Below are 14,096 nucleotides of genomic sequence, written 5' to 3' on the forward strand. Positions count from 1 at the left end.
TGACTCATAATTGGTCAGTGTTAAACTGATTAAAAGAATAATAATAAAAATAGGGGAAGCGTATGTTTAATATGACAAATTATGATGATGTCAAAGCATCATTCACATTAGAAACGCCGGCACTTTATAACTTTGCTTTTGATGTCATTGATAAAAGAGCGCATGAAGCCGATAAATTGGCGTATATCGAAGTCGATAGTACGGGCGAGAATATTCGATATTATCAATTTAGCGATCTTTCTAAACGATCTAATCAATTTGCAAATGGCTTGCTAAGCTTAGGTGCTAAAAAAGGCGACTTGGCTTTTGTTATGATTCCCCGAGTTGGTGAATGGTACTCAGTAATGCTGGGCTGTTGCAAATTAGGTGTGGTAACGATGCCAGCTACTAATTTGTTAACCTCACAAGATATTGAATATCGTATCAATCGTTCAAAGGCCAGTATGGCAATTGTGAGTGCCAATAACGCAGATAAGGTTGAGGCGATTAAAAAGAACTGCCCTAGTCTTAAGACGCTGATTGTTATTGGAGAACCAAAAGAAGGTTGGTGTACATTTGAATCACTTACTCAACCTGCAAGCACTCACTTAGATAGGTCGCAATTAGCACCGAGCAAAGCATCAGATTTAATGATGATTTACTTTACCTCTGGTACGACAGGAATGCCAAAAATGGTGCCACGAGATAACGCCTATGCACACGCCCATACGATTACGGGTAAATATTGGATGGGTCAGCAAGAAAATGATATCCATTGGACGTTGTCTGACACGGGTTGGGCTAAAGCAGCCTGGGGAATGTTGTATTCACCATGGCAAATGGGGTCTGCAATGGTGTTGTTTGATGGTGTGGGTTTTGATGCCGAATTACACTTGAAATTAATTGAAAAGTTAGGAGTAACAACATTCTGCGCGCCGCCAACCGTTTACCGAGTATTTGCTCAAATGGACTTATCAAGCTATAACTTAAGTTCAGTTCGTCATGCGTTAGGAGCAGGTGAGCCGTTAAACCCGGAAGTGATTAAAGTTTGGTATAACGCCACGGGTGGAAAAATTTACGATGGCTATGGTCAAACCGAAACCATTAATATTGTTGCCAACTACCCATGCATGCCTGTTAAACCAGGCTCTATGGGTAAGCCGGTACCGGGTGTTAATGTGCAAGTTGTTGATGAAAAAGGTGATATTTGTGCGGTAGATTGCATTGGCAGTATAGCCATTGAACTAACAGAGCCGCTTCAGCCGGGTATGTTTGAGGGCTATTGGCAAGATGATGAAGCAACGGCAATGTGTTTCAAAAACGGTTGGTACTATACGGGAGATAATGGTAGCGTCGATAAAGACGGGTATTTTTGGTTTGTTGGGCGCTCAGATGACATGATTAATTCATCGGGATACAGAATTAGCCCATTTGAAGTAGAAAGTTCTTTATTAGAACACCCTGCCGTTCTTGAGTCAGCGGTCATTGGAAAGCTAGATGAAGCACGTGGCGAAGTAGTTAAAGCGTTTATTATTTTAGCCAGTAACTATCAACCTAGTGATGAGCTGAGACGAGACATTCAAGCTTTCATGAAAAAACAGACAGCACCTTATAAATACCCACGAGAAATTGAATTTGTTGAGTCATTACCAAAAACAATTTCAGGAAAAATAAGGCGTATTGAACTAAGGCAAAACAGTTAGGAGTTATAGCATGTCAGTAGCACAAGAGACGGTCGTTGACCCCAGTAAACTTGTAAAATATAAAGCTAATAACCACGTGCGTTTTATTACCGCAGCCAGTTTGTTTGACGGTCATGATGCGGCGATTAATATTATGCGCCGTATTCTTCAATCAACGGGGGCTGAAGTTATTCACTTAGGGCATAATCGTTCGGTACAAGAAGTGGTTAATGCAGCTATTCAGGAGGATGTGCATGGTATTGCAATAAGCTCTTATCAAGGCGGACATGTTGAATATTTCAAATACATGATTGACCTGTTAAAAGAAAAGGGAGCATCGCATATCAAGGTCTTTGGAGGCGGCGGTGGGGTTATCGTGCCAGAAGAAATTGAACAGTTGCATGCCTATGGTGTGTCTCATATATTTAGTCCAGCCGATGGGCAATCATTACAGCTACAAGGGATTATCAATGAGATGATCGAAACATCGGACTATGACCTTGCACAGGTGGGTATACCTGATGATTTTGATGATTTGAATGAACACGGGTATCGAAAATTATCACGTCTTATTACAGGCTTCGATGAAAATACGGTTTCAAAACAATCTACTGATGCAATCAATGTGCGTGCTAAGGCGTTTTCAAAAACCCCTGTGTTGGGTATTACGGGAACCGGTGGTGCTGGTAAGTCGTCCTTAACAGATGAGCTTATTAGACGTTTTAATATTGAGCTTGAGCATTTAAAAATTGCGGTTATTGCCATTGACCCTACCAAACGTAAAACGGGTGGTGCCCTATTAGGCGACCGTATTCGTATGAATGCGATTAATCACCCGAATATTTATTTTCGATCGATCGCAACGCGCAACACGAAAGGCGAAGTCCCTGAAGCATTACCAAACATTATAGATGCCTGCAAAGTTGCAAATTTTGATTTAATTATTGTAGAAACCCCAGGCATTGGGCAGGGTGATGCGGGTATTGTTCCGTTTGTTAATGTATCGATGTATGTGATGACGCCTGAGTTTGGGGCAGCCAGTCAGTTAGAAAAAATTGATATGTTGGATTTTGCTGATGTAGTGGTGATTAATAAATTTGATCGCAAAGGCAGTGACGATGCTTTTCGCGATGTTAGAAAGCAGTATCAACGTAATTACGAACTCTTTACAACCCCGATCGAAGAACTGCCAATTTATGGCACTATCGCATCAAAATTTAATGATGATGGGGTAACGGCGTTGTATCAGGGCTTATTAAAAATCTTCGAGAGCAAAGAGCTTAACAGCTGGGAAGGTGACTTTTTTGCTCAAGTAGCCATCAAACGCTCAACAACAAGTAGCGCGATTATTGCTGTTGAACGGCAACGTTATTTAGCTGAAATTGCCGAAACAGTGCGTGATTACCATAAAAAAATCGAACAGCAAGTCACCGTTGCACGAGAACGTCAGCAATTGAAACAAGTGCAACGTATGTTGGGTGAGCCTGCAAGCGACGAAGCCTTCAATAGACAAATTTTGAAGCGTGAAAATGCGCTCGATCCACGTTGTAAAAGATTGCTTGATGTTTGGGAAGATACAAAAAAAGCCTATAAAGAAGACACCTATGTGAACACTATTCGGGATAAAAAAGTGACAACGAATATAGCAACATACTCTTTGTCAGGCACCCGTATTCCAAAAGTCTCAATACCCGCTTATGAAGACGATGGCGAACGATTACGTTTTTTATTAAAAGAAAATTTACCGGGAAGCTTTCCGTATACCGCCGGTGTGTTTAGTTTTAAGCGCGAAGGTGAAGACCCAGCCCGTATGTTTGCGGGTGAGGGCGACCCCTTCAGAACCAATCGACGTTTTAAATTATTGTCTGAAAGTTCAGAGGCAACACGGCTATCAACAGCCTTTGATTCGGTAACACTGTATGGCAATGACCCAGGTGTGAGGCCCGATATATATGGGAAAGTTGGCAATTCGGGCGTTTCTATTGCTACTTTAGACGATATGAAAGTTTTGTTTGATGGTTTTGACTTATGCGCACCAACAACATCCGTTTCGCTAACGATTAACGGCCCAGCGCCAACCTTATTGTCGTTCTTTTTAAATACCGCTATTGATCAACAGTGCGATAAATTTGAAGAGGAAAAAGGACGCTGCCCCTCAGAGGACGAACGCAATGAGATTGAAGATTGGGCTTTATCGAATGTACGAGGTACCGTTCAAGCAGATATTCTTAAAGAGGATCAAGGTCAAAACACGTGTATTTTTTCGACAGAATTTAGCCTGAAAATGATGGGTGACATCCAACAATATTTTATCGATAAACAAGTCCGTAATTTCTACTCAGTCTCGATCTCGGGTTACCACATTGCTGAAGCGGGCGCGAACCCTATTTCTCAGTTGGCCTTTACCTTGTCAAATGGCTTTACTTATGTAGAAACCTATTTGTCACGAGGTATGCATATTGATGATTTTGCCGCTAATTTGTCATTCTTTTTTTCTAATGGTATGGACCCGGAATATACCGTTATGGGCCGAGTAGCGCGGCGAATTTGGGCCGTTGCAATGCGTTTTAAATACGGGGCAAATGATCGCTCACAAAAATTAAAATACCATATCCAAACATCTGGCCGTTCATTACATGCTCAAGAGATGGATTTTAATGATATTCGGACTACCTTGCAGGCATTGATTGCCATTAATGACAACTGCAATAGCCTTCATACCAACGCATATGATGAAGCGGTGACAACACCAACCGAAGAGTCTGTCCGCCGTGCGATGGCAATTCAACTTATTATCAATAAAGAGTACGGCCTTGCAAAAAATGAAAATGCCTTGCAGGGGGCTTTTATTATCGAAGAGCTGACTGATTTAGTCGAAGAAGCAGTGCTACGCGAATTTGAACGCATTTCTGAACGTGGTGGTGTGCTCGGTGCAATGGAGACGGGGTATCAACGTGGGAAAATTCAAGATGAATCAATGAATTATGAAATGTTGAAACATACAGGTGAGCTGCCAATTATTGGGGTAAACACGTTTAAAAATCCAACGGCTGATGAGTCCGTAACGTCTATCGAATTGGCGCGCTCCACGGAAGAAGAAAAACAAAGTCAATTGCATCGATTAAAGGCTACCCACGAAGCAAACGAAGATAAGGCCGTAGAAGCACTGCATGATTTACAACAGGCGGTGCAAAATAATGAGAACGTTTTTGAGGTGTTAATGGAGGCAGGTCGCTATTGCTCATTGGGCCAAATTACAGAGGCGTTTTTTGAGGTCGGCGGACAGTACCGCCGGAATATGTAGGCGGTAGTAATCTAAAAATAAGCTTGATAAAACTAAAGCTAAGACCTAGTTGTTAAGGCTTTTATTGATCTGGCATGCCAATTGCTCTGTTGTAAACATATTTAAAGCAATATGGAGATGGCAATGGACGTACCAGCTATATTAAGTCCACAGATGGGTAGCGCCTCGAAGGGTGCTGCTGATTCGGTTATAAGTGATTCCAGTCGCTCAAACGATGACGGGTTTTCAAAACATTTTGAAAAAAATATAGACCGTCTTAATAGGCAGAGTCATGAACCAGCATCATCGGATAAACATGCTGAAAACACTGGTAACACGGCGGCTGTTGTTAATAAGACTAATGCGCCGGAAGCTGCTTCATCATCCAAGATTGTAACGGCTGATGAAACTCAATCAGAACAAACGGCAACGGTTACCGAGGTGCTATCTAACGCTTCAGGGCAACTGCATGAAGAAGTCATTATCGTAGAAAATACAGCTGAGATACCCACAGAGGCAGGCGTAATATTAGTTGAACCTAAGCTTGAAGCAGGGGAAGCTATGGCTGCGATTAGCGGCAATGAATTGCCACCAGCGGCAGCTTTGGGCGGCCCATTAAACAGCGATATATTGGCTAATGTTAATGTGCGCGACAAAGATATAGTGTTTGACCCACTAACGGCCGGACGGTTGCCGGACCAGAGGGGTAGATTGAATGGGAAAGGTGGCGAAGTGAATTTTTTGAATTCGTCGGCTACGCTGCCATCCTTAAATAAGCCTCAATCTACAACTCTGCCTGATGCACTTGTAGGTGATTTAAAAAACACAGTGTCTGATACGGTAAACTCCATGTTTACTCAGCAAACGGCAGGCAGTAAAGCTTTACCAGCAACAGAAGGCTTGTTATTAAATGTAGGGGCACCGGTTGCTGGGCAAACACAACATGCCGTAATTGATAAGGCAAATTTGCAGCTTGATACGCCAATGAACAGTCAGAAGTGGGGGGAGCACTTCACCCAGCGAGTACAGTGGGTAGTGGGCCAATCCATGTCTGGCGCACAGATTAGGTTGAACCCTCAGCATATGGGGCCTATTGAGGTCAGAGTCCAAATGCAAAATGATCAAGCAATGGTGTCATTTACTGCACAACATGGTGCAACAAGAGAAGCCATTGAGGCGGCTCTTCCCCGCTTACGCGATATGTTGAATGAGCAAAACGTCAACGTGGTGGATATTGATGTATCGCAACATTCATTTAGTGATCAACGTGAACAAGCATCCAAGAGCCAAGAAGGTGGAATGGCTCAATCAGATGAGTTTAATCGGGACACCGGTGAATCAATGTTTGATTCACAAGATGCTGAACAAGTACGACGATACACTGGTTTATTTAGTGACTTTGCCTGACGTTTAAATAGACAGTTAGGTAGGATGTTTTAAAAGCCTAAGTTGTTCTAAGAACACTTAGGCTTTTTTACGTTTAGGGTGGTTAAATTTTGACAAACACCAAAAATACTACGTTGCTTAATGACTTGATTTTGACGCCTGAGTATTAATTTATTATAAGTCATTGAAAAATATCGATTTAATATATGGCACAGCAATTGCTATTACTGTTTTTATGTAATAACTTTTGGACGTAAATATTATGGCAGACGAAGAGCAAGAGCAAGAAACAGCAGTTGAAAATGCGGTGGGTTCTAAAAAGAAGTTAATCATGATCGCGGGCGGTGTTGTGTTGGCCATTATACTGCTAGGCGCTGGCTTGTATTTCACAGGTTTTTTTGAAGCAGAAAAAGATCCGGTTGTGGGTGAGTCAACAGAAGCTATTGAAGAAAAAGCAGATGAACAGAATGCTGATGAGGCTGAAGCGGTAGCCGTTTATCAAGCATTGACGCCGCCGTTTATGGTTAATTTTTCAGACGGCAATATAAAGGTCTTAAAACTGGCTATCAGTATTATGGTCGATGATGAAGGCGTTATTGATGCGGTAAAAAAACATGACCCTGTGATTCGAAACAATATTCTAATGATGCTGTCTGCTCAAGATCCTGAAGTACTCAAAACATCAAAAGGAAAAGAACAGCTGCAATCAGATGTTAAAGAAGAAATTAATAAAATTTTAGTTAAGAGAAGTGTCTCTTCTAACGTAAAAGAAGTTTTTTTTACAGACTTGGTCATGCAGTAAATGTCTGATTCGGATTTATTATCGCAAGATGAAATTGATGCCTTATTGCAAGGTGTCGATGGTGGCGATGTTGAAACAGAAACAGGCGTTGATGCGCCAAACGGTGAGGCGAGCAATTATGACTTTAATAGCCAAGATAGAATCGTGCGTGGGCGAATGCCAACACTTGAAATGGTTAATGAGCGCTTTGCACGTTATTTCCGCATTAGCCTGTTTAACTTCTTAAGGCGCTCAACAGAGGTGTCTGTATCAGGCATTCAAATGTTGAAGTTTTCAGAATACGTTCAAAGCCTGTTTGTACCAACTAACTTAAATATTATAAAAATAAAGGCCTTACGTGGGTCAGCCTTGTTTGTTTTTGACCCAAGCTTGGTCTTTATGATTGTGGATAGTTATTTTGGCGGTTCTGGAAAATTTCATAATACGAGCGAAGCACGCGAATTTACAGCAACAGAAATACGCGTAGTTCGAATTGTTTTGGACATTGTTTTTGAAGACTTGATGAAAGCATGGGAGCCGGTTTTAAAACTTGAGTTTGAGTATGTTAATTCTGAGGTAAACCCCCAATTTGCCAATATCGTTAGCCCGACAGAGGTGATGGTGGTATCGACTATTCATCTTGAGCTTGAAGGGGGTGGCGGAGATATTCAATTTAGTTTGCCATACAGCATGTTAGAACCGATTCGTGAACTGTTAGATGCCGGTATTCAAAGTGACCGTGGTGATATTGATGTGCGTTGGAAGTCTGCATTAAGGAACGACATTAAAACAGCAGATGTGGATATTAACTGTGTATTACTAAAGAAAGAAGTTTCACTTAAAGAGGTTTTATCCTTTAAGGAAGGCGATATTTTACCGATTACCTTACCAGAGCAGGTCATTGTTGAGTCTGGAGAAATGCCATTGTTTAGAGGCAAGCTTGGTGAAAGTAATGGACACTTTGCGGTGAAACTTCAAGAGAAGATGGAACGTGAAGAAGTGAAGATTTTGGTCAATGATGAGGAATAAAAAAATGAGTGATGAAGATAATACTAATGACACTTCTGACCTAGGTGGGACAGCAAATGAGCCATCAGATAACAATGCTGATTGGGGCGATGAGAGTACTAATGAACATGATGATGCACAAGCGGCAGCGTTCGCACCTGTCTCTGATACCAGCGCGCCTAGCAGCATGGACAGCGAAATAAACCTGGATGTTATTTTAGATGTGCCAGTGACTGTTTCAATGGAAGTGGGTAATACAAAGATCAGTATTCGTAACTTACTTCAGCTAAACCAAGGCTCGGTGATTGAGTTAGACCGCCTAGCTGGTGAACCGATGGATGTGCTGGTGAATAAAACGCTTATCGCGCGTGGTGAGGTAGTGGTTGTGAATGATAAGTTTGGCCTGCGTTTAACGGATATTATCAGCCCCGCCGAGCGAGTAAAGAAGCTGAAGTAATGAACTACTTACGGGCTTTATCATTGATGTTCACTTCAACAGCTGCCTTCTCATCGGTGCCAACTGCTATTGGTTCGAATAGCGTAGATCCGTTGTCTACAGCGAATCTAACGCAGTGGACGATAGGTTTGTTCTTTGTTTTATTGCTGATTCTTATCGTTGCCTGGGCGGCAAAGCGTTTTACAGGGCTAGTCTCTAGTCATAAAGGTCATTTGAAAGTACTGTCTGGTGTGTCGTTGGGGCATCGAGAAAAAGCAGTCTTGATACAGGCGGGTAATCAACACCTGCTGCTTGGCGTTGCACCGGGTAGGGTGGTGACCTTGCATACCTTTGAGGCCGGTGAAATATCTGAAAGCCTTAGTCAGGAAGAAGCAGTACCGACAGCTTTTCAAGACAGTTTAAAAAAAGTAATGAACAAAAAGGGCGCAGAATGAAAAGGCGACTATTGTTTATTATTTTTTTCTCTCTTGTTCCCATGACTAGTTTTGCGGCGAATGGCATTGAGGCCATTACTATCGCTGGAGACGGTAAAAGTTATTCGGTCACGCTGCAAATATTAGCAGTTATGACATTGCTGACAGTTTTACCAAGCTTGTTAGTAATGATGACCTCGTTTACACGAATCATTATTGTTTTTTCCATTCTTCGCCAAGCGATGGGCACACCACAAACACCTAGCAATCAAATTTTGTTGGGGCTGGCTTTATTTTTAACTTTTTTCATTATGTCGCCAGTGTTAGAAAAGGCGAATGAAGAGGCTCTGCAACCTTATTTAAACGATCAGATAGCGGCAGATATTGCTATTACAAAAGCAATAGAGCCGTTTCGTGGCTTTATGTTGCGCCAGACCAGAAGTGATGATTTGGAAATGTTTGCCAGAATTTCTGGAGCAGAGCCTATCACAGATGAGTCAGATGTGCCGTTATCGCTGTTATTACCGGCGTTTGTGACCAGTGAGCTGAAAACAGCGTTTCAAATTGGGTTTATGATCTTTGTTCCTTTTCTTATCATCGATATGGTCGTGGCCAGTGTCTTGATGTCGATGGGTATGATGATGTTATCTCCATTGATTATTTCCTTGCCATTTAAGCTGATGTTATTTGTTTTAGTAGATGGCTGGTCGCTGATTATGGAGACTTTAGCCGCGAGCTTCTTTACTTAGGAGGTAGAACTAATGACACCTGATAGCGTCATGAATTTAGGCGAGCAAGCCTTGCAAGTAACGGTCCTTTTATCGGCACCTATTTTATTATCGGCGTTAGCCATAGGTTTTATTGTTGCGATGTTTCAGGCAGCAACACAAATTAATGAGCAGACATTAAGTTTTGTTCCTAAGTTATTGATCACCGTAGTTGTTTTATCTATTGCCGGGCCATGGATGTTGCGCTTAATTATTAATTTTACGCGCCAAACATATCTAAGTATTCCTGATTTAATCGGTTAAGCGGATACTCTAAGCGTGGTCTATAGTGAACAACAAATCATGGCTTGGGCATCGAGTTTTTTTTGGCCCTTGCTTCGCATAAGTGCCATGTTTATTGCAATCCCTGTGTTTAGTGGGCGTTTTGTTGATAACAAAATTCTTGTTGGCGCAGCATTGATGGTGACTTTTTTTACGCTTCCTCTTTTACCTGAACACCGAGCGATTGATGTGTTGAGTCATGAAGGCATTATGACGGGGTTGCAACAATTATTGATTGGCCTGTCAATGGGGTTTGTTTTGCAGTTGGTATTCAGTGCTATTATTTTTGCAGGACAGGGAATTGCTTACAGTATGGGCCTAGGTTTTGCCTCGATGATGGACCCAACTACCGGCGTCAGCGTACCGGTGGTTAGTCAATTTTATTTGGTACTGGCTACTCTTTTGTTTTTAACACTTGGGGGGCACTTGGTGTTAATTGAAATGTTGATCGATAGTTTTAATACCCTACCGATTGGTGATATCGGCATGGAGCGTTCGGACATTTGGTCCATTATTGCCTGGTCAAGCAGAATTTTTTCAGCTGGGCTATTAATGGCATTACCAGCCATTGTGTCGTTATTAATGGTCAATATTGCCTTCGGTGTTGTTACAAGAGCAGCGCCACAACTTAATATTTTTGCGGTTGGTTTTCCCATTACACTCATTTTAGGAACATTATTAATGTGGGTTACCCTTACGTCAGTACTTGGAAATTTTACCAATTTGCTGGCAGAAAGTTATGGTGTGATTGGCGACTTTTTACGGATAAGGCGTTGATATGGCGACTGATAACGACCAAGAAAAAACCGAAGAACCCACCGCCAAACGTGAGGAAGACGCCCGAAAAAAGGGTGATATTGCACGCTCTAAAGAACTGAATACGGTCGTTGTTTTAATGGTGGGCTCGGTGATGATTTGGATGACCGGTGAGCGCATCATGAAAGGCATGTGGCGCGTGATGGAAGAGGCTTTTACGATAGAAAGAAGCACTTTGTTTGACCCTTTAGCATCAATTAACAGCCTTCAGTTCGCTATGCAGGAGGCACTAATGTTCGTGGCCCCTTTTTTAGCGGCGATGGTGGTTGCTGCGTTAGCGGCTCCTATTGCGATGGGGGCTGGTCATTTAGTGCTGAAGCCTTTGCTCCTAAGGCAAGCAAAATGAATCCGCTTGAAGGCTTTAAGCGAATGTTCGCGATGCGCAGTCTAATAGAGCTGGTTAAATCTTTACTTAAGTTTGGCTTAATATTAGGCATTATGGCTTTGTTAGTGGATATCTACTTGCGCGAGTTTATCTATCTTAGTCAATTACCGTTAGAAAATGCCTTGCTTCGAGCCAGCGATGTGATGACCTTATCTTTTGTCATTTTATGCTCGTCTTTATTATTGGTCGTGGCGATTGATGTGCCGTTTAGTTTATGGGAATACAAGAAAAAGCTAAAAATGACGCTTCAAGAAGTGAAAGATGAAATGAAGCAGACCGAAGGGCGGCCCGAAGTAAAAGGTAAAATACGTCAATTGCAACAAGAAATGTCACAAGGAAGAATGCTAGAAGCGGTACCACAGGCTGATGTTATTGTGACCAACCCCACGCATTTTGCAGTAGCACTTAAATACGAGGAAGGTGGAAGCGATGCCCCCATCGTTGTTGCTAAAGGTGCGGATTTAATAGCCGCGAAAATAAGGAATATTGCGGTTGGTAATGGGGTTACGCTGGTTTCAGCGCCACCTTTAGCTAGGGCCTTATTCTTTACGACGGAAATTGATCAAGAAGTCCCTAAAGGGCTTTACCTAGCGGTAGCTCAAGTCTTGGCATATGTTTATCAATTACGAATTGCAACACAAAAGCGCTGGAAGAAACCAGTCGCGCCAAGTGATATTTCTATTCCAGATGAATACAAAAAATATACAAACAACACCGATTAGCGTTTAACAAGGTAGCAATAGACGATGAATTTTAACGACATTTCAAAAATTTTATTAGATTTCGCGCGAAATGGTTTAGGTGCACCCATTTTGATTATGGTCATCTTGGCGATGTTGGTGCTGCCATTGCCACCCTTTTTGCTGGATATGTTATTTACCTTTAATATTGCGTTGTCGTTGATTGTTTTATTGGTAGTGGTTTATGCATTACGGCCACTGGATTTTGCTGTTTTTCCAAGCTTCTTATTGGTAGCTACGCTATTACGGCTTAGTTTAAATGTTGCATCAACGCGGGTGGTTTTACTTGAGGGGCATAATGGTGGTGATGCTGCCGGTAAAGTGATCGAAGCATTTGGTGCGTTTGTTATTGGTGGTAACTACGCGGTTGGTTTAGTAGTTTTTAGCATCTTGATTATCATTAACTTTGTGGTAGTTACAAAGGGTGCAGGCCGTGTCTCAGAAGTGAGCGCTCGGTTTACTTTGGATGCAATGCCGGGTAAACAAATGGCTATTGATGCAGACTTAAATGCGGGGCTGTTAACCCAAGATGAAGCACGTGACAGACGAGCAGAGATTAGTCAGGAAGCTGATTTTTATGGTTCGATGGACGGGGCTAGTAAATTTGTTCGTGGTGATGCTATTGCAGGCATTTTGATTCTACTAATTAATATTGTTGGCGGCCTTGGTGTGGGTGTGTTGCAACACGACTTGGCTTTTTCTCAAGCAATGGAATATTACACATTGCTAACAATTGGTGATGGTCTTGTGGCGCAGATCCCCGGCTTATTACTCTCTACCGCAACAGCCATTATCGTGACGCGAGTGAATAGTAATCAAGATATGGGTGAGCAGGTGTCACTGCAAGTACTTAGTAACCCGAAAGCATTGGCTATTGCTGGTGCGATTATTGGCGTATTAGGGTTGATTCCAGGAATGCCCAACTTAGTGTTTATGTCATTGGCCGGTGCCTTAGGTTATGTTGCTTATTTAGTGCATAAAAAACAGCAACAGGCAGAATTAACGCCTGTTGAGCTTGATTCGCCTGTACAAGCATTGCCAGATGAACCAAAAGAACTGTCTTGGGATGATGTGGCCCCAGTCGATATGATTGGCCTAGAGGTGGGCTATCGGTTGATTCCCTTAGTTGACAAAACGCAAGGTGGTGAGCTGATGTCAAGAATTAAAGGGGTACGGAAAAAGCTCTCGCAAGAATTAGGCTTTTTAATTCCATCTGTGCATATTCGTGACAACCTAGACTTGGCACCGAATGTGTATCGCCTAACATTGATGGGCGTTAATATTGGCGAGGTTGAAATTCACCCTGATAGGGAATTGGCGATTAATCCAGGCCAAGTATTTGGTGATATTCAAGGCATTGCTACAAAAGACCCCGCGTTTGGTCTAGACGCGGTTTGGGTTGACTCATCGCAAAAGGACCAAGCACAAACAATGGGCTATACCGTTGTTGACCCTGGGACTGTTGTGGCAACACATTTAAGTCAGATTATTCAAACACATGCGCATGAGCTATTAGGCCATGAGGAAGTCCAGCAAATGCTCGATACGCTGAAAAAGTCAGCGCCAAAACTGGTTGAAGACTTAGTACCAGAAACCATTTCATTAGGTACAGTTGTTAAAGTGCTGCAAAATTTATTACAGGAAAATATTCCGGTTCGAGATATGCGAACAATTGCCGAGACACTGATTGAACATGGGCGTAGCAGTCAAGATGCTGGCGCATTAACAGCGGCCGTTAGAATTGCCCTTGGCCGCTCAATAGTCCAGAAAATCAGTGGCTTAGACAGTGAACTGTCAGTGATTACTTTAGATCCAGATTTGGAACGCTTATTGCATCAAAGCTTACAAGCGTCAGAAGATGGTAGCGCAGGATTGGAACCAGGGTTAGCAGAAAGAATGATAAATGCATTGCAAGAAAGTACTCAAAAACTAGAAATGGAAGGGAAAAGTGCCGTTCTTCTAGTCTCTGGCTTTTTGCGCCCTTGGTTAGCTCATTTTGTTCGCCACTCAATATCAACATTAAATGTTTTGTCGTATAACGAAATCCCTGAGGATAGACAAGTCCGTGTTGTTGGGAGTGTTGGGCAAAATGGATAATAGACTTTACGAGGTTATAT

General features: G+C 42.3%; 11 protein-coding genes and 1 pseudogene. All 12 read left to right on the top strand.

Annotated features, from left to right (window positions below; translation table 11 throughout):
- The first annotated feature begins 62 nt into the window (after positions 1 to 62).
- The gene (locus CPC19_RS05130) at positions 63 to 1,682 is read left to right on the top strand and encodes an acyl-CoA synthetase (RefSeq protein WP_096910744.1); all 1,620 of its coding nucleotides are present in this window, start codon (positions 63 to 65) and stop codon (positions 1,680 to 1,682) included.
- 10 nt (positions 1,683 to 1,692) lie between these two features.
- Complete coding sequence (gene icmF, locus CPC19_RS05135; RefSeq protein WP_016390012.1) at positions 1,693 to 4,965, top strand: fused isobutyryl-CoA mutase/GTPase IcmF; 3,273 nt, start codon at positions 1,693 to 1,695, stop codon at positions 4,963 to 4,965.
- Positions 4,966 to 5,088: 123 nt separating this feature from the next.
- Complete coding sequence (locus CPC19_RS05140) at positions 5,089 to 6,351, top strand: flagellar hook-length control protein FliK (protein WP_016390013.1); 1,263 nt, start codon at positions 5,089 to 5,091, stop codon at positions 6,349 to 6,351.
- A gap of 241 nt (positions 6,352 to 6,592) precedes the next feature.
- The gene (gene fliL / locus CPC19_RS05145; RefSeq protein ID WP_016390014.1) at positions 6,593 to 7,132 is read left to right on the top strand and encodes a flagellar basal body-associated protein FliL; all 540 of its coding nucleotides are present in this window, start codon (positions 6,593 to 6,595) and stop codon (positions 7,130 to 7,132) included.
- A complete protein-coding gene (gene fliM / locus CPC19_RS05150; protein ID WP_015006348.1) occupies positions 7,133 to 8,140 on the top strand; it encodes a flagellar motor switch protein FliM in 1,008 nt (335 codons plus the stop codon).
- A 4-nt stretch (positions 8,141 to 8,144) separates the two neighbouring features.
- Entirely contained in the window at positions 8,145 to 8,576 is a 432-nt protein-coding gene (fliN, locus tag CPC19_RS05155; RefSeq protein ID WP_015006347.1) for a flagellar motor switch protein FliN, read from the top strand.
- The gene (fliO, locus tag CPC19_RS05160; RefSeq protein ID WP_016390015.1) at positions 8,576 to 9,010 is read left to right on the top strand and encodes a flagellar biosynthetic protein FliO; all 435 of its coding nucleotides are present in this window, start codon (positions 8,576 to 8,578) and stop codon (positions 9,008 to 9,010) included. The genes fliN and fliO overlap by 1 nt, the downstream gene beginning before the upstream one ends.
- Complete coding sequence (gene fliP, locus CPC19_RS05165; RefSeq protein ID WP_016390016.1) at positions 9,007 to 9,738, top strand: flagellar type III secretion system pore protein FliP; 732 nt, start codon at positions 9,007 to 9,009, stop codon at positions 9,736 to 9,738. Before fliO ends, fliP begins: the two co-directional genes overlap by 4 nt.
- A 12-nt stretch (positions 9,739 to 9,750) precedes the next feature.
- Positions 9,751 to 10,020, top strand: a complete 270-nt coding sequence (fliQ, locus tag CPC19_RS05170) for a flagellar biosynthesis protein FliQ (protein ID WP_015006344.1) — start codon at positions 9,751 to 9,753, stop codon at positions 10,018 to 10,020.
- Positions 10,021 to 10,107: 87 nt separating this feature from the next.
- Positions 10,108 to 10,815: a flagellar biosynthetic protein FliR gene (fliR, locus tag CPC19_RS05175; protein WP_236610520.1), complete on the top strand. Its 708-nt coding sequence runs from the start codon at positions 10,108 to 10,110 to the stop codon at positions 10,813 to 10,815.
- A 1-nt stretch (position 10,816) separates the two neighbouring features.
- Positions 10,817 to 11,961, top strand: a pseudogene (gene flhB, locus CPC19_RS05180) (flagellar biosynthesis protein FlhB).
- Between the two features lie 24 nt (positions 11,962 to 11,985).
- A complete protein-coding gene (gene flhA, locus CPC19_RS05185; RefSeq protein ID WP_016390018.1) occupies positions 11,986 to 14,076 on the top strand; it encodes a flagellar biosynthesis protein FlhA in 2,091 nt (696 codons plus the stop codon).
- Positions 14,077 to 14,096 lie beyond the last annotated feature (20 nt).

The organism is Cycloclasticus sp. PY97N (genome assembly GCF_002443175.1).
Classification (GTDB): Bacteria; Pseudomonadota; Gammaproteobacteria; order Methylococcales; family Cycloclasticaceae; genus Cycloclasticus; species Cycloclasticus pugetii.

Excerpts from the sequence above, each read along its gene's own strand:
- CPC19_RS05130 (WP_096910744.1), top strand. The coding sequence starts at position 63 with ATGTTTAATATGACAAATTATGATGATGTCAAAGCATCATTCACATTA.
- icmF (WP_016390012.1), top strand. The coding sequence starts at position 1,693 with ATGTCAGTAGCACAAGAGACGGTCGTTGACCCCAGTAAACTTGTAAAA.
- CPC19_RS05140 (WP_016390013.1), top strand. The coding sequence starts at position 5,089 with ATGGACGTACCAGCTATATTAAGTCCACAGATGGGTAGCGCCTCGAAG.
- fliL (WP_016390014.1), top strand. The coding sequence starts at position 6,593 with ATGGCAGACGAAGAGCAAGAGCAAGAAACAGCAGTTGAAAATGCGGTG.
- fliM (WP_015006348.1), top strand. The coding sequence starts at position 7,133 with ATGTCTGATTCGGATTTATTATCGCAAGATGAAATTGATGCCTTATTG.
- fliN (WP_015006347.1), top strand. The coding sequence starts at position 8,145 with ATGAGTGATGAAGATAATACTAATGACACTTCTGACCTAGGTGGGACA.
- fliO (WP_016390015.1), top strand. The coding sequence starts at position 8,576 with ATGAACTACTTACGGGCTTTATCATTGATGTTCACTTCAACAGCTGCC.
- fliP (WP_016390016.1), top strand. The coding sequence starts at position 9,007 with ATGAAAAGGCGACTATTGTTTATTATTTTTTTCTCTCTTGTTCCCATG.
- fliQ (WP_015006344.1), top strand. The coding sequence starts at position 9,751 with ATGACACCTGATAGCGTCATGAATTTAGGCGAGCAAGCCTTGCAAGTA.
- fliR (WP_236610520.1), top strand. The coding sequence starts at position 10,108 with ATGTTTATTGCAATCCCTGTGTTTAGTGGGCGTTTTGTTGATAACAAA.
- flhA (WP_016390018.1), top strand. The coding sequence starts at position 11,986 with ATGAATTTTAACGACATTTCAAAAATTTTATTAGATTTCGCGCGAAAT.